The sequence below is a fragment of the Undibacterium sp. GrIS 1.2 genome, assembly GCF_040544435.1.
Lineage (GTDB): Bacteria > Pseudomonadota > Gammaproteobacteria > Burkholderiales > Burkholderiaceae_D > Undibacterium.
Map to the genome: position 1 here is coordinate 56,567 of NZ_JBEONP010000010.1, position 20,059 is coordinate 76,625.

The 20,059-nt window shown below is 43.4% G+C and carries 19 protein-coding genes; 5 read left to right on the forward strand and 14 right to left on the reverse strand.

Annotated elements, in window-relative coordinates:
• Window positions 1–35: 35 nt before the first annotated feature.
• The 11 genes from AAKU61_RS06135 to cysS form a co-directional block, all read right to left on the reverse strand.
• On the reverse strand, window positions 36–584 hold the full coding sequence (locus AAKU61_RS06135) for a chemotaxis protein (protein WP_354330530.1): 549 nt from the start codon (window positions 582–584) through the stop codon (window positions 36–38).
• Between the two features lie 49 nt (window positions 585–633).
• On the reverse strand, window positions 634–1,563 hold the full coding sequence (motB, locus tag AAKU61_RS06140) for a flagellar motor protein MotB (protein WP_322119058.1): 930 nt from the start codon (window positions 1,561–1,563) through the stop codon (window positions 634–636).
• Between the two features lie 22 nt (window positions 1,564–1,585).
• On the reverse strand, window positions 1,586–2,446 hold the full coding sequence (motA, locus tag AAKU61_RS06145; RefSeq protein WP_322119059.1) for a flagellar motor stator protein MotA: 861 nt from the start codon (window positions 2,444–2,446) through the stop codon (window positions 1,586–1,588).
• A 458-nt stretch (window positions 2,447–2,904) separates the two neighbouring features.
• Window positions 2,905–3,708: a class I SAM-dependent methyltransferase gene (locus AAKU61_RS06150; protein WP_354330533.1), complete on the reverse strand. Its 804-nt coding sequence runs from the start codon at window positions 3,706–3,708 to the stop codon at window positions 2,905–2,907.
• A gap of 24 nt (window positions 3,709–3,732) precedes the next feature.
• The gene (gene flhC / locus AAKU61_RS06155) at window positions 3,733–4,284 is read right to left on the reverse strand and encodes a flagellar transcriptional regulator FlhC (protein WP_322119061.1); all 552 of its coding nucleotides are present in this window, start codon (window positions 4,282–4,284) and stop codon (window positions 3,733–3,735) included.
• 55 nt (window positions 4,285–4,339) lie between these two features.
• The gene (flhD, locus tag AAKU61_RS06160; RefSeq protein ID WP_262836001.1) at window positions 4,340–4,657 is read right to left on the reverse strand and encodes a flagellar transcriptional regulator FlhD; all 318 of its coding nucleotides are present in this window, start codon (window positions 4,655–4,657) and stop codon (window positions 4,340–4,342) included.
• Between the two features lie 558 nt (window positions 4,658–5,215).
• Window positions 5,216–5,944 (reverse strand): DNA polymerase III subunit epsilon, encoded by a 729-nt coding sequence (gene dnaQ / locus AAKU61_RS06165; RefSeq protein WP_354330535.1) that lies wholly within the window; start codon window positions 5,942–5,944, stop codon window positions 5,216–5,218.
• A 325-nt stretch (window positions 5,945–6,269) separates the two neighbouring features.
• Window positions 6,270–7,667 (reverse strand): tRNA lysidine(34) synthetase TilS, encoded by a 1,398-nt coding sequence (gene tilS, locus AAKU61_RS06170; protein WP_354330537.1) that lies wholly within the window; start codon window positions 7,665–7,667, stop codon window positions 6,270–6,272.
• Window positions 7,664–8,638, reverse strand: a complete 975-nt coding sequence (locus AAKU61_RS06175) for an acetyl-CoA carboxylase carboxyltransferase subunit alpha (protein WP_322119064.1) — start codon at window positions 8,636–8,638, stop codon at window positions 7,664–7,666. The genes tilS and AAKU61_RS06175 overlap by 4 nt, the downstream gene beginning before the upstream one ends.
• Window positions 8,639–8,710: 72 nt before the next feature.
• On the reverse strand, window positions 8,711–9,367 hold the full coding sequence (locus AAKU61_RS06180; RefSeq protein ID WP_354330625.1) for a DNA-3-methyladenine glycosylase family protein: 657 nt from the start codon (window positions 9,365–9,367) through the stop codon (window positions 8,711–8,713).
• The gene (gene cysS, locus AAKU61_RS06185) at window positions 9,364–10,755 is read right to left on the reverse strand and encodes a cysteine--tRNA ligase (protein WP_354330539.1); all 1,392 of its coding nucleotides are present in this window, start codon (window positions 10,753–10,755) and stop codon (window positions 9,364–9,366) included. Before cysS ends, AAKU61_RS06180 begins: the two co-directional genes overlap by 4 nt.
• A gap of 206 nt (window positions 10,756–10,961) precedes the next feature.
• Here cysS and AAKU61_RS06190 point away from each other — a divergent pair, with 206 nt between their 5' ends.
• From AAKU61_RS06190 to AAKU61_RS06210, 5 genes are all read left to right on the forward strand, one after another.
• Window positions 10,962–11,996, forward strand: coding sequence for a L,D-transpeptidase Cds6 family protein (locus tag AAKU61_RS06190; protein ID WP_354330541.1), 1,035 nt, complete (start codon window positions 10,962–10,964; stop codon window positions 11,994–11,996).
• Between the two features lie 83 nt (window positions 11,997–12,079).
• Entirely contained in the window at window positions 12,080–13,264 is a 1,185-nt protein-coding gene (locus AAKU61_RS06195; protein ID WP_354330543.1) for a L,D-transpeptidase family protein, read from the forward strand.
• Between the two features lie 16 nt (window positions 13,265–13,280).
• Complete coding sequence (locus AAKU61_RS06200) at window positions 13,281–13,952, forward strand: peptidylprolyl isomerase (RefSeq protein WP_354330545.1); 672 nt, start codon at window positions 13,281–13,283, stop codon at window positions 13,950–13,952.
• A gap of 58 nt (window positions 13,953–14,010) precedes the next feature.
• Window positions 14,011–14,499 (forward strand): peptidylprolyl isomerase, encoded by a 489-nt coding sequence (locus AAKU61_RS06205; RefSeq protein WP_354330547.1) that lies wholly within the window; start codon window positions 14,011–14,013, stop codon window positions 14,497–14,499.
• 29 nt (window positions 14,500–14,528) lie between these two features.
• On the forward strand, window positions 14,529–15,338 hold the full coding sequence (locus AAKU61_RS06210; protein ID WP_354330549.1) for a UDP-2,3-diacylglucosamine diphosphatase: 810 nt from the start codon (window positions 14,529–14,531) through the stop codon (window positions 15,336–15,338).
• A gap of 246 nt (window positions 15,339–15,584) precedes the next feature.
• On the opposite strand, the gene cysE is transcribed toward AAKU61_RS06210, so the two are convergent.
• The 3 genes from cysE to rnr all read right to left on the reverse strand — a co-directional run bounded on the left by cysE (window position 15,585) and on the right by rnr (window position 19,925).
• On the reverse strand, window positions 15,585–16,328 hold the full coding sequence (gene cysE / locus AAKU61_RS06215; RefSeq protein ID WP_354330551.1) for a serine O-acetyltransferase: 744 nt from the start codon (window positions 16,326–16,328) through the stop codon (window positions 15,585–15,587).
• 169 nt (window positions 16,329–16,497) lie between these two features.
• On the reverse strand, window positions 16,498–17,241 hold the full coding sequence (gene rlmB / locus AAKU61_RS06220) for a 23S rRNA (guanosine(2251)-2'-O)-methyltransferase RlmB (RefSeq protein ID WP_354330553.1): 744 nt from the start codon (window positions 17,239–17,241) through the stop codon (window positions 16,498–16,500).
• Window positions 17,242–17,450: 209 nt separating this feature from the next.
• Window positions 17,451–19,925: a ribonuclease R gene (rnr, locus tag AAKU61_RS06225; RefSeq protein WP_354330555.1), complete on the reverse strand. Its 2,475-nt coding sequence runs from the start codon at window positions 19,923–19,925 to the stop codon at window positions 17,451–17,453.
• Window positions 19,926–20,059 lie beyond the last annotated feature (134 nt).

The window sequence follows — 20,059 nt, forward strand, 5'->3', positions numbered from 1 at the left end:
ATTAAAGGGACACGCATCCCATCATCATTGAGTAGTTAAAATAACTCAATGTCACCACTATCTAAATGTTTTTGATTTACAGCTTTACGCAATAAACTTTTTAATTCAATGCTTTGTTTTTCTAAACGCTGAGTTATATCTTTGAGCAATAACGCTATTTCATCCGTTTCACTATCAAGCGGAATGCCATCGCCAACCAAACCGAGATTACTCAAAACCTCTCGCAAACCGGCACTGCGTTGAACAGTTCGGGAAATAAGCTGGCTAGTAAGATCCTGGAATTGAAGGCTAGTAACAGCAGCATTAATATGGACGGCAATGTCAACTTGTATTGCTTTAAGTCGATCAATACTGGCAACTGGCGCGGCGCCAGAAGAAATAACTAGGTCAATTTCTTCTTGCTGACTGGTGATGGCTGCATGCAAGGCCAAAAAACTCGCCCCTAGTTTTTCGATCGCCTCAGCGAGCAGAATAGTAGTTTGAACTAGATCAGTCTCTACTTCGAGCAGATGCTCGTTCCCATGACTTGAGACGCCAGACAAGAGCTCTTTTACATGAGACCCTAATACTTTCTTTTTTGACATATTCAGCATCCCAATTTTCTATTCATCTGATCCGATTATGCCCGTGTAACTATTGCACCACTTTGACAGGAACTTCAGCTGAGGGCTCAGAAGGATTTGTCAGTTCAATTGAACCACCATCTTGTGAAGCAGATTGTTCAGCTTTTTTATTCATAACGATGATACTTATGCGTCTATTAATCGGATTAAGAGGATCTTCTTTATCAAACAAAACCGATGATGATAAACCGACGACCCTTAGGACCTTAGTTTCATCCATACCGCCGTAAATCAGTTCACGACGAGACGCGTTTGCTCTGTCAGCAGACAGCTCCCAATTACTATATCCCTTCTCGCCACTGCCATAAGGTGCGGCATCGGTATGCCCAGACAAACTGATTCTGTTTGGCACATCGTTTAATGCCTTACCAATCTCATGCAGAATTTCTCTTGTATAGGGTTGCAAATCAGCTTTTGCAGAGGCAAACATCGGTCTGTTTTGCTCGTCAACCATCTGGATACGCAAACCGTCGGTCGTAATATCTAACAATAGCTGCTTTTTATATTGCTTTAGTATCGCATTCGATTCGATTGCCGTCTCAATTTTGCCCTTCAAGACTTTAAGACGCTCGGCATCTGCTTTTGCCAATGCGGCCTCTGCAGCTTGAAGGTTGTAGCTCTTTTTTTGCGCCTCAACATCGCCTTTTTTATTTTGGCCGTCGCGCAAAGTGAGATCTTTACCACCACCTTTAATGACACTAGAGCTGTCGCCACTACCATCACCGCCGGCCATGGCGACCTTCAGGGGAGTTTGAAAATACTCCGCAATCCCATTCAGATTACCTTTTGCTGTTGAACCAAGCAACCACATCAACAGAAAAAATGCCATCATCGCGGTAACAAAGTCAGCATAGGCAATTTTCCATGCTCCGCCATGATGCCCGCCAGCGACTTTTTTTATTCGCTTGACGATAATCGGTCTTAGTTCCTCATTAGCCATTATGCATTCCTGATCAGACTATCTACTTAGATTTAGATTGCTTAATGTGTTCTTCCAGCTCACTAAATGTAGGTCGCTCCGTCGAGTACAAAACCTTACGTCCAAACTCAACAGCAAGCGCCGGAGCGTATCCGTTTAAGCTAGCTAATAAAGTTACTTTTATGCATTGAAAGGTTTTAGAGGACTCGTCCAATTGTTGCTCCATCAAACCAGCCAACGGCCCAACGAAACCATAAGCGAGCAAAATACCTAAGAATGTTCCAACCAGCGCATGTGCAATCAATATACCGAGCTCTGCTGGCGGGATACCAACTGACTCCATTGTATGCACCACGCCCATCACCGCAGCAACAATACCAAAAGCAGGCAAACCATCACCTAACTTAGCAATAAAATGTGCCGGTGCCGCACCTTCATGGTGATGCGTTTCCAGCTCGTTATCCATCAGATTTTCGATCTGAAATGCATCCATATTTCCGGACACCATCAACCGTAAATAATCCGCAATGAATTCCATTAAGTGATGGTCAGAGGCAACGAGTGGATACTTGCTAAAAAGAGGACTCTCTTCCGGCTTTTCAATATCACCCTCAATTGACATTAAGCCCTCTTTACGTATTTTTGTCAGCACATCAAACAGCATGGTCATCAATTCCATATACAAGGCTCTGGTGTATTTGGAGCCTTTTAATACACCAGGAATTGCTTTTAAAGATGCCTTCAGGGTTTTACCGTTATTGCCGACCAAGGAAGCCCCAACGGCGGCACCACCGATCATCAGCAATTCGAGTGGCTGAAATAAGACGGCGATATGTCCGCCGGACATAACAAATCCACCGAACACTGACCCCATCACAACTATATAGCCAACGATGACTAGCACGAGCCAGACTCCTTATGAGAAAAGAACCAAATATAAGCGTGGAAATTAATCAGTGAATTAATCATCACATCAATTTGATCAATTAAGAGTTACAGGAAACAATTGCAAAAAACCGAATCTATCAACAAAAATAAGAGACAACGCTTCGCTGCTTTTTACGGGAATAGAATATACGTAAATTCAATATACTCCCCATTATTTTTATTAAAAACACCTTACTGTCCAAGTATTACCTGGACAATAAAATATACTACCTAGGAGTACCATAGCCAATCACAATCAAAGTTCAAACAACAATAACGCAAAAGGTACGAAAAATTTACATAAAGAGACGTTTATTTCTCACTACTTCAAGCTCTTGGCTAAGCCAAATATTTTATTCTTAGCAGCTCTGCACTATTCTCTTGAAGCTTAAAAGCAATTGAGTATTGCCTGAGGAATACATTACATGATTACTATTATATGCGCCATACATATAGTGTTGGATCATTAGGATTTTTATTTATACACAAGTCGGGAGCAACATTCGGCACTATAAATTCATAGCTAAGCAGTAATGACCCTGGCGTCATTTCTTTCCGCACTTTCTCCCATAACGATGGCATTGCAGCAGGCGAAAGATAAGCAAATACAACATCGAATTGGTTCAAATCAATTCTCTCGTAGCTACAGAATAAAAACTCAACTTTGGCTCGATTAAATTTCGCTCTTAAATAACTGATAAACCAAGGCAATGGCGCGATTTCAACACCATAAAAAAAACTGTCCCGTCTTACTTGCACCAATTTGAGAACCAAGCCGCCCAGCCCACTGCCAACATCAACAAAATGGACAGGTCTGTCTGGCAATAACTCAAATAATGTCGGTAACAAAGAGGATTTAGATGGGTAATACGGCACCTGCGTGCGAAACGTACTCCAAAAAAGTAAAGCCAAAAAAATAAAACCACATAAATAGTAATAACGTGGAATATCAAAGGCCAAGAGTACGAAGACAGCAAGGGGAAAGAGGAAGTGAATAATCCACCACCACCAATCCATTTTTCGCCAATATGAAAAACAACAGGCGACAATTGCTTGCGCAAAAATGATGGTAATTGGAGGAATATTTTTTTTGAAGCTGACGCCTACAACAAGAGCAACGACGAGGCAAAGAAGGAGGGAAAAAATCTGTATCAATAACGACTGCAAGGCAGGCGGGAGCAATGGCTTACCCGCCAAAGAAATATCATTTTCGTTTGTTTGCTTTGACCTTAGGTTCAAAAAGGCTCCGAAAAATCGTCTGCATTATGCAACCATCGCTATTGAGTCTAATTCACGGGCTCTTTTAGTCTTGCCTGCTCGTGAAGGGACATGGCATAAACCACATGCATAATCATCATGCAAATCCAATGTGTGTGCAACAAATTGCCCGCCACATTTGTTGCATTTTGTGAATTTCAGAATTTTCGCATCAAAAAACCTCACCAAGGTCCAAGCACGCGTCAATGACAGCACTGGCTCATCACCTGCTTGAGGCGGTGTTTGTTCTAAATAAAGTCGATAAGCTTTGACAACAGCCTCAATGCCACTGATATCTGCATGATCATGCAAATACTTGTGAATGTTCATAAATAACGATGAATGGATATTTGGCTGCCAAGTAATAAACCATTCTGTAGAAAAAGGCAGCATCCCTTTAGGAGGTGACACACCCTTTAGCTCTTTATATATTTTCAACAATCGCTCACGAGACAAACTCGTTTCGGACTCCAAAAGCTGCAAACGTGCGCCAAGATTGACTAAATCAATTGCCAACCGAATTTCGTGTGCTTCATTTACTACGCTTTTGCTAGCCATTTTGATCACCTCAGTGTTGAAAAATTATTAAATAGTCAGAAACTAATGAATCTCTTTAATGAATTTCCTCAACAGCTTGTCCAGCCATTAAAATTGCAGCATGAGAATGTGCCAAGGCGCGTTCTTTATTATAATTTGTCAACATGCACAAAATGGCACTGTCTTCAAATCTAAAGCGAGCAAGCATCATGTTAGAGCCAGCAAGCTTAAGAATTTGTGCGTTGTTCAACCCTTCAATCAGGTCAGCGATTTCTTTCGCTATGCCTAAACGAAATATCGCAGTAGCTTTGTCAGCACGAATCATTTGCTGAGCGAGCATCAGATAACTTAAGTTAGCGTCGCGAATTTCAGCCATCATATCGTTCGGTGTCATTTTTCTACCCTCCATCTTGTTTAACCCGGCACAGAGTTCGTTGCCAGTGAGATACATTGTGGATGCAAGAAAAATACCGGAGTATAGGCAGGAAGAGGTATTTAAGATGAGGAAAAACAGAAAAAACTCGTAGGAGTTTTTCCTACGAGCTATATTTGATTTCTTTTAGAAAGAATTTGAAAAGAATTTTTGATTTTTATTATTTTTAGAAAAAATAGTTTGTTCAATTAAATCAAGAACTTAGGTAAAAAATTAATATACTTTGTTCTATCTTCAGTACTATTAACGGCACCGAAATCAATAACTTTAGGGTTTATTAAAAATATTTTTTTATTTATCTATGTTTGTTTAACGACGCAAAAATCCAAAACTTTAGTAAAAAATTGAAAAATATTTTGGAAGAAATCGCTTGCTTGCAACAAAACATGCCGAAAACCATACAAATCAATGATTTTTTATTATTAATTTGTATGGATTTGGAATTGTGGAAGGATGAACTACTGACAAAAGTTGAAAATATAATCATGTGCAATTGAAAATTGCAGTCAATGCAGAGATTTATTCTGCTGTTTGACTATTTGAATGCCAAATACTTTGGCCACGCACTTCTTTACCTAAACCGACCAACAAGGTCTCATGTGCAGCAAGCTCATCATCAGAGGCGCAAACAACAATAACGCCTTGCAGCGGAATGTCTGGAAGTATCTCCTCTACCACAGACACTTTTTCTTCCACTTCAGCCTCTATAGCAAAACTATTTTGCCCACGAGACATCGCCAGGAACACATCCGCCAATAACTCGGCATCTAATAATGCTCCGTGGAGTTTTCGGTGCGAATTAGAAACGTCATAGCGAGTACAGAGGGCATCGAGAGAGTTACGCTTTCCTGGATGCAACTCCTTTGCCTGCACTAATGTGTCAGTAACTTGCTCTACATAGTCGGTAAAGACAGGCAAATTAAGGCGGAGAAACTCGGCATTAAGAAAACCGACGTCAAACGGTGCATTATGGATAACAACTTCTGCATCTTTAATATAAGCGCAAAACTCTTGGACAATTTCTGCAAATTTAGGCTTGTCGCTTAAGAACTCTGTTGTCAGTCCATGAACGGCTAACGCGCCCTCTTCCGAGTCACGTTCAGGATTAATGTAGCGATGAAAATTATTGCCAGTTAGCTTGCGGTTAATTAATTCTACACAACCAATCTCAATCACTCTGTCGCCAGTTCTGGCGTTGAGTCCTGTTGTTTCCGTATCTAAAACAATTTGTCGCTTCATATTTGTCATTTCATACTCGTCATTATTTTTATTAATATTGCCTAATTGATAGCAATAGTATTTAAAACTACGTAATTTTTTTAAATCAATTAGATGAGATCAGGAAAATTTAGATAGCTTTCGCGCATTAAATCTAGAGGAAACTAACTATACTCCCCATAACAATTCCAAAAAATGGCTGCTACCTCAATGATTATATGGACAACCGAATATACATACCTGGAGTATAAATATAATCATCTAAATTTACGCATCGACGACAACATAAACCAGAATAAACACTGCGTATATTTTGGTGCTTCATTCTAAAACCATGATTCTTTTACGTGCTCGGTTAATTAGCATCAGATTCCCACTTGATACAGATTTTTACGTTTGCATCGTCTGTGAAAAATGCGGACTCCATGCCGACACCAGCAGCAAACAAGAGTTTGCTTCCAGCAGATATAAATGGCAAACGTTCTCGTTGCCAAAATGGGATTTTCAAGGTTTGGTAATGACTTTTGATATCTCTGGTTGGCCGATTAAATGCCAACTTCAAGCGTTCACCACCTTGGCGAGGATGTATAGTCAAAACTTGTTGCTTTAACCAAATCAGATCAACTCCCGAAGAACACTCTTCAAAATATAAGGTTCCACCGTAACTAAGAAATGGGATGCTGGGCTCGCCATTCCAACTAAATTGTATTGGAGTTATCTCACTGCCTTTTACAACATCTTTCGGGGAAGCGTAAATTTTATTCTTGTATCGATGAATCCCCAACGTATCGTGAAAGACACTAATTTTTGCGTCGTCTCGCCCATCAAAAAGCTGATGTCGCATTTCTGTTAGCCTGGCAGTAGTTGGCATGCACACGCCCTGCTCTCCCAGCCAAAATCGCAATAAATTATCGATGCGGTCAATGCTGTAATTACGCAACAAACTAATATCCAATGCGCCATCTATTTCGCAGACACTTCTATCTTGCCGCGCTAATTCCGTCAGTAATCGGTTTGTTGACTGGGCGTGGGAGGCACTTCTTGCCAAGCGTTCAGTGTAGCCAGGCGAAATCACCGATAAGACGGACATCACCTGATGTCGTAAGGCATTTCGGGCATAACGCTGATCTGCATTAGATTCGTCGTCGACATAAGCAATCGTTGCTTCATCGGAATAGTCCAACAAGCTTTGTCGCGTCACTCCAAGCAAGGGCCTGGCCAACATGACGGTATCCGACCCTAATAATTTAGGTGCTTTATTAGATAAATCCATCCCGGATAGCCCAGCAACACCAGAGCCACGTAATAACTGTAGCAATACAGTTTCGGCCTGATCGTCTTGATGATGCGCCGTCAGGATAATAGGTAGTTGTCGTTCTTGGCATAAAGCACCTAGCGCTTTATAACGTGCCTCACGTGCAGAGGATTCAATACCATCCTTGCTTTGCTGATCCACTATGACTTTGACGCCAGCAAAAGTAACACCTGACAAAGCACAAACCGATGCGCAATGTTTGAGCCAAGCATCGGCATTAATGCTTAAACCATGGTGTACATGAAATGCAAAAAGTGGGATTTTATGTTTCTGGCAAAACTGATTTGCCAAAGCAAGTAAGACTGAAGAATCTAAACCGCCGCTATAAGCGACGGCCAAACCTTGTTCCGGCAAAGACAAAGCATTTTTTGAAAGTATCTCGTTAAGCGTGCGTTCAAAATGATAAGCCAACGTACGCTCATTTTTGGTCGCCGTCATTCTGACAGTTTAGTTTCCTTGAACTTACCATAGCTCATCAATTTTTCATGACGTGCTGCCAATAAATCTTTGGTTTTAACGCCTTGAAATTGACGCAAAGTATCTGCTAATGCACGCTTTACGAAAGCACACATTTGCTTAGGGTCGCGATGCGCGCCACCTAAAGGCTCATTGATAATTTTATCGATCAAACCCATCGCTTTTAATCGATGCGCTGTAAGACCTAATGCCTCAGCCGCATCCGCAGCACGGTCAGAAGTTTTCCATAAAATAGAAGCGCAGCCCTCAGGCGAAATGACTGAATAAGTTGCATATTGCAGCATCAATACTGCATCGCCAACCGCCAGTGCCAATGCGCCACCAGAACCGCCCTCACCGATAATAGTTGCGATTAGTGGCACTTTTAACTCTGCCATCACATACAAATTGTGGCCAATAGCCTCAGACTGTCCGCGTTCTTCAGCGTCAATCCCAGGCCAGGCACCGGTGGTATCGATAAAAGTAAATACGGGAATATTAAATTTCTCAGCCAGTTTCATCAGACGCATGGCTTTTCTGTAGCCTTCTGGCTTCGGCATACCGAAGTTACGCATTGCGCGTTCTTTTGTGTCGCGTCCTTTTTGATGCCCGATTACCATACAAGATTGCCCGTTAAAACGAGCCAATCCACCAACAATCGCCTGATCATCTGCAAAACTACGGTCGCCGTGCAACTCATGGAAATCAGTGAATATCTGGTTCACATAGTCCATTGTGTAAGGACGTTGCGGATGACGAGAAATTTGTGAGACTTGCCAAGGAGTGAGTTTTGCATAGATATCTTTGGTCAACATCTGGCTCTTTTTAGATAACCGGTCGATCTCTTCAGAAATATCTACTGCAGAATCATCTTGCACAAAGCGCAATTCTTCAATTTTTGTTTCGAGCTCTGCAATAGATTGCTCAAACCCCAGAAATGTCGTTTTAGTCATTGTGACTCCCAATTGACAACATTGATCTCAACATCAGTCAAAACCAAGCCGCTGTTTCTTAACTTTAAAATATTATTCTGCTACCGGATCAAGGCTGCGCCATAAATACCAGGTTGCCACCGTGCACCAAGTGCCCCAGTTTGCAGCCACCTCTCTTGCATCACTGCGAGAAACGGGCTCACCGGAAAAATAGTTAGTACTAATGCCTTTAAGTAATCCGGGATCATCCAAAGGCAAAATATTCGGACGGAGCAGATTAAATATCAAAAACATCTCTGCTGTCCAGCGTCCTATGCCCCGAATTTGTATTAACTCCGAAATGACGTCTTCGTCGGCCATCTCCGCCCATTTGTCGACGTGCAGTCTTTTCTCTTTAAAATGCTCAGCAAGGTCAAGAATATATTCTGTTTTGCGTTTGGACAAGCCGCAGGCAAGCAATTTATCGCTTCCGGCTTTCAACACTTGTACATATGTACATTTTGGGCAAAGTTCGAGGAAGCGTTGCCATAAAGCATCTGCGGATTTTACCGAAATTTGCTGAGCTAAAATAGAGCGCGTGAGGGTTGTAAAAGGGTCGTCGCGACCAATTAGATACAAATCGCCAAATTGAGGGATCAGTTTGCGCATAATTCTATCGCGTTTCATCAACTCAACTTTTGCACTCTCCCAATATGCTGGTACTTGCGGCATATCTTTAGATGAAAGACCTATTTTTTCGATAACACTCATGCCCTGCGCCACTCGGTCAAACCACCAGCTTTGTCCTCAAGAATAATGCCTTCAGCTAAAAGTTCGTTACGAAGCCGGTCGGATTCCGCAAAATTCTTTGCTATTTTTGCCGCAGTACGCGCATCAATCCTTGACTGGATCTGGGTCATATCGTTGTCATTCAAAATTTGGGGAGATGCATGCAAATACTCGCTTGGCGAGCGTTGTAGCAAGCCTATCGTTCCAGCTAAGGCTTTTAATTGTCGCGCAAGTATAGGGGATTTCGTTTTATTCAGGTCATTTGCCAAGTCAAACAAGACAGAGATTGCAATTGGTGTATTGAAATCATCCAGCATTGCATCAGCAAAACGTTGGGCGTAGGCATCACTCAGATCCAGAGGTAATGCGTCACCTGGTATTTCTTTTAAAGCATTGTACAAACGAGTCAAAGCTGATTTTGCGTCATCCAAATGCGCATCAGAATAATTTAGTGGGCTACGATAATGTGCTCTTAATATGAAGAAACGAACCACTTCCGGGTCGTATTTTTTGAGAACATCACGTATCGTAAAAAAGTTACCCAACGATTTAGACATTTTTTCGTTGTCCAAACGTACAAACCCGTTATGCATCCAATAATTAACGAAAGTGTGCTGATGAGCGCCCTCAGACTGCGCAATTTCGTTTTCATGATGAGGGAACTGCAAATCTTGCCCGCCACCATGAATATCAAATTGCTCACCCAATAAATCACCTGCCATTGCTGAGCATTCAATATGCCAACCCGGTCGTCCCGTTCCCCATGGCGATTGCCATTTCACTTCTTCAGGTTCGGTTTCTTTAGCGGACTTCCAAAGTACAAAATCCAAAGGGTCACGTTTACCGGTATTAATATCGATTCTTTCACCAGCGCGCAGATCGTCTAATGACTTACCCGATAACTTGCCATAACCAGCAAAGTCACGAACAGAATAATTAACATCACCATCAGTTGCTTTATACGCCAAACCATTTGCTTCCAACTTGCCGATCAAATTGAGCATTTGTGGAATATATTGCGTTGCCCGCGGCGCATAATCAGGTGCCTGCACACCCAAGGCCTCAGCATCCTCATTCATATAATCGATAAAACGACCGGTCAGTTGCGAAATTGTTTCACCGTTCTCAACTGCGCGTTTGATGATTTTGTCGTCGATGTCCGTGATATTCCGTACATAGGTCACATCAAAACCAGAATTTCTCAACCAGCGCTGCACCATATCAAATACGACCATCACGCGCGCATGCCCTAAATGACAATAGTCATAGACCGTCATACCGCATACATACATACGAATTTTGCCAGGTTCAATCGGGACGAAGATTTGCTTTTCGCGAGTCAGGGTGTTGTATATTTTTTGTTTAGTCATGAGCTGCGTGTAAATTGTTTTGCAAGATGATTGCGCGCAATGGCATTAAGCAAATAAACTCCGTTGTCGGCATGTTTACTTGTTAAAGCTAAAACGTGTCAAAAACCCATTTTGTGCGCATCTTTGTTAAGATGTCGCTTTATACTCAGTATAACATTGCCGAAGCGATGTTCCTCTGTTCACTAATGAAACCAAGTCCATTTACTATGCGCCACATCTTTAAAAGTGTTTTTGCGTTATCAAGCCTGTCTTTGGCGCTGATGTCATCGCCATCTTTTGCGGATGACGCATCGGATATTTCTAAAATGTTTCGTGCTGGACAAACGGTAGAGGCCTCTGCAAAACTGGACGCATTATTAGTCCAACGCCCTAAAGACGCGCAATTACGCTTTCTTAAAGGTTTGATTCTGACTGATCAAAATAAATCATCAGAAGCGATTACGGTATTTTCCAAGTTGACCGACGATTACCCTGAGTTGCCAGAACCTTATAATAATCTGGCAGTATTGTATGCCTCCACAGGACAATACGATAAAGCCAGAGCATCGTTAGAAATGGCGATTCGGACTAACCCTACTTATGGCACAGCGCATGAGAACTTAGGTGACGTCTACGCGAAATTAGCGAGCCAATCGTACGACAAAGCCCTGCAACTTGATTCTGCAAACACCGGTGCAAAACTAAAACTGACGCTAGTCAAAAATCTGATTGGCAATACGACAGGCGGCACCAACCCTAAAGCAGCAAGCAGCGCGCCTGCCGTCGCTGCGGCAAATCCAACTAAAGTCGCTCCGGCCAGAGCAGAGCCAGACCCGGTTAAAACAGCAAAAGTTGAGACTAAAGCGACACCAAAAACCGATCCAAAAGTAGAAGCAAAACCGGTTATTGCCGCAACAAATAATGATCAGGATGACGCTTTGAAAGTAGTAGAAAGCTGGGCAAAAGCATGGAGTGGTAAAGATACCAGTGCATATCTTGCCCATTACGCCAAAGACTTCGATACTCCCAAAGGTGAAACCCGCAAAGCTTGGGCCGAAGAACGTCGCGCCAGAATTGAGGGCAAAGGTCACATTAACGTCAAGATTGAATCAGCTAAAGTCAGTATTGATGGTAACAATGCCACCGTAAAATTCCGTCAAATTTATAGCTCTGACCAACTGACAGCCAATAGTCGCAAAACCTTAGCGCTGGTAAAACAGGATGGGAAATGGCTCATCAAGCAGGAGCGTGCGGGTAGCTGATGTATCGCTCTGCTGTGTTTTTTTATTCTCGTCTGCTTAAAGCTAGACAATATTTTTGTTTGAGTTTTTTATTGTTGATAACGATGTCACTTTTCACAGTGCCATCATTACTTCATGCTAAGTCACGTAATGAGAAAACAGCGTCTGCCGATGCCATTCAGCACCTGCCTGATCCAGATATTTTATTAATTGAAGTCTATAAAAATCTTGCCGCAAATCATTTGCAAGAGGCTCAGTTAAAAGCGGATGATCTGGTAGAAGCCTATCCAAATTTCCAATTAGGACATTTGATACGCGGAGATTTACTCTTGATGCATACCCGCCCGGTGAATAGCTTTGGTGGCAGCTCAAACGGATCGGCAGAAAAACTCAAAGACCTGCGTGACGAGGCGATTGTCCGACTAAAAGCGATTCGTGAAAAACCAGACCCTAATCTAGTGCCACGAAATATTCTGCAGCTCAGAGAAGATCAAAAACAAGTCTTACTAGTTGACGCAAAAAAATCACGTCTGTATTTGTATGAAAACGAGCATGGACAACTCAAATTCCTTACCGATTTTTATGTCAGCCAAGGCAAGTTTGGCATCAATAAATCAAAAGAAGGCGATCAAAAGACGCCGATAGGTGTGTACTACATTACGAGTCATCTGTCCGGCTCTAAACTCCCTGACTTTTATGGTCCTGGTGCGCTACCAGTTAACTATCCAAACGAATGGGATAAAATCAATGGCCGCAGCGGATCAGGCATTTGGTTGCATGGTGTTCCATCAGAAAATTTTAGCCGCCCGCCTATGGCATCTGATGGATGCGTTGTTTTGACTAATCCTGATTTTTTAAAAATTGCTGCCATGATTGACATCGGCAAAACACCTGTGATCATCAGCGAGCAATTAGAATTTTTGACGGCAGCAAAATGGAATGTAGAGAAACAATCTGCCAGTAAAATGTTAGAAGACTGGCGTGCGGATTTAGAAAGTCAAAATCCGAATCGTCTGCTGAATAATTATTCAAGAAATTTTAAGACCATGCAGGGCGACAATCTCAACGTTTGGTTTCCAAAGCAGCAACAAGCGATTGAGGGCTTGCAGCATCTGTCTATCAAGCTGAAAGAAGTAACGCAATTCCGTTACCCAGGCAAAGATGAGTTAATCGTCAGCACCTTCACCCAGGAGACGATTGCAGGTAAAAGTAAAAGTAGCGTACGTAAACGTCAGTATTGGATCAAAGAAGCTGCTAAGTGGAGAATCATCTATGAAGCACAAGTTTAACCAGCCAAGGAAAACTATGTCATACAACCGCCGTCGCGCGCTCTCCTTATTATCTTTATTGGCCGGATCCGTTCTGGCTTTAAATACCACATTCGCCGTCGCACAAGACTTTCCCAAAGTGGCATTAAAAACGAATTTGGGTGAAATTGTGTTGGAATTACATCCTGAAGCAGCGCCCAAAACGGTAGAAAATTTTATCCGTTATGTCAAAGCAGGCCATTACAATGGCACGATTTTTCATCGTGTGATTGATAACTTCATGATCCAAGGTGGCGGTTTTGATAAAAACATGAAAGAAAAATCAACCAATAAGCCTATCGCGCTAGAAGCACGTCAGTCCTTGGAAGCTGGCTGGAAAAATGATGTCGGCACCGTTGCTATGGCACGCACCAATGATCCTAATTCGGCGACAGCCCAATTTTTTATTAACGTCAACGATAACGAATTTTTAAATCATCAGGTATTGTCGGAAGGTGATCCTGTAGAATTTAGCCGCAGAGGCAATCTGACTAAAGCGCCACGTGCAGAGGCCTTGTTAGCCACCGCCGGTTATGCTGTTTTTGGCAAAGTCATTAGCGGCATGGACGTAGTGAATAAAATCAAAGCAGTCGAAACCAGTAGTTCAGGCATGATGGAAAACGTTCCCAATCGTCCTGTCATTATAGAATCTGCCAAGCTAATCAAATAATATACAATCAAGTATCTAACTAATAAAACCTCTTCATCTTTACTTATCAAGGACTATCATGGCCGTTATTCTGACCACCAATCATGGCAATATCAAAATCGAACTCGATGCCGAAAAAGCGCCTAAAACAGTCGCTAACTTTATCGCTTATGTCGAGTCCGGCCACTACAGCGGCACGATTTTTCACCGCGTTATCGATGGCTTTATGATTCAAGGCGGCGGCTTTGAGCCAGGCATGAAGCAAAAACCGACTAATGCTCCGATTGAAAATGAAGCAAAAAATGGTTTAAAAAATCAACATTACACCATCGCAATGGCGCGTACTGGCGACCCTCATTCTGCTTCTGCGCAGTTCTTCATTAATACTGGCAATAACAGTTTTCTGGATTATCCGGGACAAGATGGCTGGGGCTACTGTGTCTTTGGCACAGTGACAGAAGGTAAGGATATTGTAGATAAAATCAAATCGGTCAAAACAACCCGTACCGGCATGTTCCAAGATGTGCCAGTAGAAAATGTTTTGATTGAAAAAGCAGAAATCGTTTAAATCATTAAACGAAAAGAAATTAGTCGATAGTGATCGCTCCATATAACCACTCAAAAGCGCAGCCAACTTTGGTTGCGCTTTTTGCTTCTGATGTGCATTTACGCGCATTGCTCCCAAAAACTAGCCAAGCTTTTTTTGCGTTTTTAAAAACGCAGGCACCTCAAGCAAAACAATTATTTTTGTTGGGTGATTTGTTTGAATATTGGGCTGGCGATGACGATATTGTCGATGACTATAATCAAAAAATAGTCGACGCTCTACGCGCAGTGAACGATACCGGAACAGAGATCTTCTGGATCGCCGGCAATCGGGATTTTTTAATTGGCGATCTATTTGCAGAGGCGACCGGCGCTCAGTTACTACCTGACCCAAGCGTGATTACGCTGACTGGCAAGGAAATAGTAATTGCCCACGGTGACGCACAATGTACTGACGATGTTGCATATATAGCGTTTCGCAATCAAGTACGTCAAACGGCGTGGCAAACACAGTTTCTCAACATGCCACTGACACAGCGCAAAGCTATTATTGAAGGTATGCGCAAAGACAGCAAGATGGAACAAAAAGGCAAAAGCCTTGCGATCATGGATGTCAATCAAGCAGCGATAGAAAAGCTTTTCTCAGAGAGCGGCGCTAAGATCATGGTTCATGGACACACACACAGGCCTGCAATACACCAGCACGGACAAACTACACGCTATGTCTTACCTGATTGGGATTGCGATGTAGGCACAACGGAGCTAGCTCGTGGTGGCTGGCTTGCGCTCTACGACAATGGAGAATTCGTCAGTTATCAGTTTGATGGAACACGCTTAGATACTCCATCTGAAGCAATCTGAACACTCTCGCCTAGAATATACTCCTATACGGTATATTTAGATGTCCATTAATAATCTGGTCGATACGGCTATTTTGACGAATTTAAGGGGGGAGTATATTAATCCGACATGTAATAATTCAATGCCATTTTTGATTGATATTTCCAGGGTCTGGCCGACTAAATTATTTTAGCTCTGTAAGAAAAGCAAAGTACATTATCGATTTTGCGTAAGTCCTAAAAGAATAAAATTACCACCGCAGATAAATCAATCAACCAAACTATTAATTTGTTCTGGATTGAGCTTATCGGTGGCCGCTTGTTGCTCACAGGCGATGCCTGCACTGGCAAGTGCGATGGTTAATTTTTCTATTTGCTCTTGCTGTGCAGCGGCATGGTCAATTAACTTATGTAGCACTTTAGAGATCGGATCATCACCGTTCGACGTTACGCCATAGGCACTAAACAAATTGCCTGTACCAACATCGGACGCGGATTCTTTTTTTACGATATGAGCCGGATTGCCGACGGCAGTTGCGCCAGCTGGCACGGGTTTGACCACGACAGAATTAGAACCAATTTTGGCACCGGCACCAATTGTAAAACCACCTAACACTTTAGCACCGGCACCGACAATCACACCTGGCTCTAAAGTCGGATGCCGCTTGGCGCCTTTAGAGAGTGAAGTCCCACCTAACGTCACTCCCTGGTAGATCGTGCAGTCGTCACCGATCTCCGCGGTCTCACCAATCACAACACCAAAACCATGATCGATAAAAACTCTGCGTCCTATGGTTGCGCCCGGATGGATTTCTATCCCAGTCACTATGCGCGCCAAATGGGCAATAAAACGCCCCAGCCACTTCAAACCACGAGTCCAGCACCACTTTGCCCAACCATGCATCAAGATTGCATGAAAGCCTGGATAACAAGTCACGACCTCCCAAGTATTGCGGGCAGCAGGATCTCGTTGGATGATGTTGGCGATATCTTCGCGCAAGCGGCTAAACATGATGTGATCTATAAAAGATAAAAAAGGATAATGGCAGAAACCAAAAGGGAGATGCATCTTAGCGCGTCCAGAAAATTCCTGCCGACACTAAACGAACTCCTGAGGAGTCCGAGCTAAGATGAACAGATCAGAGCACCGCTAAAGAAATGTCGATATAGAGACAAGAATATTATCGGACACCCGGCAAACGCTGTCTACGAGCTTCGTATAGACACAAGCCAGAGGCAACTGAGACATTTAAACTTTCAACCGAACCAAACATTGGAATACTAACCAATGCATCGCAGATTTCTCTAGTCAAGCGACGCATGCCCTCGCCTTCTGAGCCCATGACGATCGCAATACCGCCCTTAAAATCAACGTCGTAAATCGTCTTATCCACTTCATCAGAGGTACCGACCAACATGATGTCGCGTTCTTTTAATTCGCGCAAAGTACGCGCCAGATTCGTTACTGTGATGTACGGCACCGTCTCTGCCGCGCCGCTGGCGACTTTGGCTGCAGTCGCGTTTAAACCAACAGCCCGGTCTTTTGGCGCAATGACTGCGTGAGCACCGGCACCATCGGCTACCCGTAAACATGCGCCCAGATTATGCGGATCGGTGATGCCATCCAAGATGAGCAATAAGGGTGGACCTTCAATTGCATCCAATAATTCATCCAGATTGCGTGCTAAAGATAACTCACCTGCTTTTGCCACAACACCTTGATGACGGCGAGTGCCGACAATATTGGATAAACGCTGATCATCTGCCGGAATAATACGCACACCTGCTGCTTTTGCTGCACTTAACAGGTCTTTCATACGGCCATCAACACGCGAAGAATCCACGTAAATTTCCTCTACTGAGGACGCCTCATGACGAATACGAGATGTCACAGCATGGAAACCAAAAATCATTTTATTTTTCATTATTTACTTCTTTAATTTATTTCTTTGTTCAACTAAATGGGACACTTATTCCATGGGCACTTACGACATGAAATATTTACTACATCGGATATTTACAATGTTTGTAGCACTTACTGCATTTGCAGCAAATCTAACATGTCGTATGCATATCTGTTTTACTTTAGCACTCTCAATTACCTGCTTTTTGATGCAGGAATTGAGCGTTTCTTCTAGCGTTTCTTTTTACCGCTTCTAGATGCTGCGCGAGGTGCGCGTTCGGTAGTTGCAGGCTTACCGGAACGCGAATTCGCAGCAGGACTAGCGGCCTTAGCAGCGATTTTATTCGGCGCTTTTGCACTTGCCTTATTTGTCTTCACGCCAGCTTTACCTACGCTGGCTTTACCTGCTTTAGCGCGCTCAGTAGCGCCTGAATTACCACGGGCATCTGCCGCTGGTGCAATGCGAGCACCAGTACCGCTGGCTGGCACAATTGCCAAGTCGATTTTTCGTGCGTCAAGATCAACCCGACTAACCTGCACTTTGATTTTGTCTGCTAGTTGATAACGCTTGCCAGTGCGCTCACCACGCAACTCGTGACGTGCATCATCGAACTGGAAATAATCTGCACCAAGTTCAGTAATATGAACCAGGCCTTCGATATAAATATCATCCAACTGCACGAAAATACCAAACTGCGTTACGCCCGAAATAGTGCCGCTAAATTCTTCACCGAGTTTATTCCTGATGAAATAACATTTCAGCCAGGCTTCCACGTCGCGGGACGCCTCATCTGCTCTGCGCTCATTGGCAGAGCAATGCACACCAAGAGCATCCCAAATGGTCAGATCTTGTTCTGCTTTAGGCTTTTTACCAGCAGCCTTATCAATAATTTGCTGTTTACGAGCAGCATTAGAAACCGTCGTATTGAGCAAGCTGGTATCTATCCCTTTTGGTTCATATTTTTTGCCTAACAAAATGGCTTTGATCGCTCTATGCGTCAACAGATCAGGATAACGCCGGATCGGGCTGGTGAAATGCGCATAAGCGTCATAGGACAAACCAAAATGACCGATATTATCCGGGCTGTAGACCGCTTGTTGCATAGAGCGCAGCAACATGGTTTGCAGCAAACTAGAGTCTGGACGCCCTTTGATTTTGCCCATGAGTTCAGCATAATCAGAGGCGGATGGTTTATCCCCACCCGTTAAATTAAGGCCGACTTGCTTTAAGAAGTTTCTGACTTGCGTCAATTTTTCTTTGGTCGGTCCTGCATGAATTCGATAGGTTCCCGGTTGCTTGTATGTCTCCAGCAAATTAGCAGCACATACATTGGCGGCCAACATGCATTCTTCGATCAGCTTGTGCGCATCATTGCGATTACGCGGCAGAATTTTTTCTATCTTGCCGGCGGCATTGCAAACGATGTAGGTTTCCGTCGTCTCAAAATCAATTGCACCACGACGATGGCGGGCTTTTAACAATGCCTGGAAACAGTCGTATAAATCCAATAAGTGCGGTACTAAGGTCAGACGTTTGTTTGCCTCAGGACCTTTGGTATTACCTAAAATTGCAGCGACTTCTGTGTAAGTAAAGCGAGCGGAAGAATGAATAACAGATGGATAAAATTGATACGCTGTCACTTCCCCGTCGAGAGAAATAACCATATCGCAGACTAAAGTCAATCGATCAACATCGGGATTCAGCGAGCACAGTCCATTCGACAATTTTTCCGGCAGCATCGGGATAACCCGGCGCGGGAAGTAAACCGATGTACTGCGTAATAATGCATCTTGATCGAGTGCGTCATTTGGTTTGACGTAATGACTAACATCGGCAATCGCAACGATCAGACGATAGCCTTTTGATCGACCAGTTTTAATGGCTTCGCAATATACGGCATCATCAAAGTCGCGTGCGTCTTCACCATCAATTGTTACTAGCGGGATGTCACGCAAATCAACGCGATCAACTAAATCAGCATCGCGGATCTCTGAGGGCAATTTACGGGCTGCTTTTTTTGCTGATTCAGAAAACTCATGCGGCACGCCAAATTTTCTGACGGCGATTTCGATTTCCATTCCGGGATCATCAACGTCGCCTAATACCTCAACAATACGGCCAACTGCTTGTGCATATTTAGTCGGTTGTTCGGTCAGTTCTACGCTAACAACTTGTCCCGATTTAGCTTTGCCAGGCGAACCCGCCAGCAAAATATCCTGACTAAATCGTTTATCTTCTGGAGCAACGATCCACACGCCGTTTTCATTGAGCAGCCGCCCAATGATATGGGTATTAGCGCGCTCTAAAATTTCGATAATGCCACCTTCCAGGCGACCTCGCCGGTCTGTGCCGACAACACGTGCGGTGACGCGATCACCATGTAATACGCGTTGCATTTCTCGTTCTGGCAAAAACAAATCTTCGCTACCGTCTTCTGGCGTTAAAAACCCATAACCATCGCGATGACTGCTAACTCGACCGGAAATAAAATTATCCTGATTGGCAAGCGTGTAGTTTCCAGACTTATCTTGCTTGACCTGCCCATCTCTTTCCATCGCGTTTAATCGTCGCACCATGCCGTCAAGCTCCTCAGGTTTTACGCCTAGTTGGTCTGCAATCGTCTCCACCTTTTGCTTGGAGCTAGAGGTGCGCAGGATGCCGAGAATTTCCTCGCGGCTTGGAATGGGGTAGGAATGTTTATTCAAGAGTTGAAAATCTTTTCTTCAGTATGATTAAAAATTGGTTCCTGTCACTTTTACAGGAAGTACTTAGTTTACCGGAGAGCAAGCAAATTGCCTAACTTTACTCTCTATCTTACGTCCCTGGACTGGCCAAGCTA

Excerpts from the sequence above, each read along its gene's own strand:
- AAKU61_RS06135 (WP_354330530.1), bottom strand. The coding sequence starts at position 584 with ATGTCAAAAAAGAAAGTATTAGGGTCTCATGTAAAAGAGCTCTTGTCT.
- motB (WP_322119058.1), bottom strand. The coding sequence starts at position 1,563 with ATGGCTAATGAGGAACTAAGACCGATTATCGTCAAGCGAATAAAAAAA.
- flhC (WP_322119061.1), bottom strand. The coding sequence starts at position 4,284 with ATGGCTAGCAAAAGCGTAGTAAATGAAGCACACGAAATTCGGTTGGCA.
- flhD (WP_262836001.1), bottom strand. The coding sequence starts at position 4,657 with ATGACACCGAACGATATGATGGCTGAAATTCGCGACGCTAACTTAAGT.
- dnaQ (WP_354330535.1), bottom strand. The coding sequence starts at position 5,944 with ATGACAAATATGAAGCGACAAATTGTTTTAGATACGGAAACAACAGGA.
- tilS (WP_354330537.1), bottom strand. The coding sequence starts at position 7,667 with ATGACGGCGACCAAAAATGAGCGTACGTTGGCTTATCATTTTGAACGC.
- AAKU61_RS06175 (WP_322119064.1), bottom strand. The coding sequence starts at position 8,638 with ATGACTAAAACGACATTTCTGGGGTTTGAGCAATCTATTGCAGAGCTC.
- AAKU61_RS06180 (WP_354330625.1), bottom strand. The coding sequence starts at position 9,367 with ATGAGTGTTATCGAAAAAATAGGTCTTTCATCTAAAGATATGCCGCAA.
- cysS (WP_354330539.1), bottom strand. The coding sequence starts at position 10,755 with ATGACTAAACAAAAAATATACAACACCCTGACTCGCGAAAAGCAAATC.
- AAKU61_RS06190 (WP_354330541.1), top strand. The coding sequence starts at position 10,962 with ATGCGCCACATCTTTAAAAGTGTTTTTGCGTTATCAAGCCTGTCTTTG.
- AAKU61_RS06195 (WP_354330543.1), top strand. The coding sequence starts at position 12,080 with ATGTCACTTTTCACAGTGCCATCATTACTTCATGCTAAGTCACGTAAT.
- AAKU61_RS06200 (WP_354330545.1), top strand. The coding sequence starts at position 13,281 with ATGTCATACAACCGCCGTCGCGCGCTCTCCTTATTATCTTTATTGGCC.
- AAKU61_RS06205 (WP_354330547.1), top strand. The coding sequence starts at position 14,011 with ATGGCCGTTATTCTGACCACCAATCATGGCAATATCAAAATCGAACTC.
- cysE (WP_354330551.1), bottom strand. The coding sequence starts at position 16,328 with ATGTTTAGCCGCTTGCGCGAAGATATCGCCAACATCATCCAACGAGAT.
- rlmB (WP_354330553.1), bottom strand. The coding sequence starts at position 17,241 with ATGAAAAATAAAATGATTTTTGGTTTCCATGCTGTGACATCTCGTATT.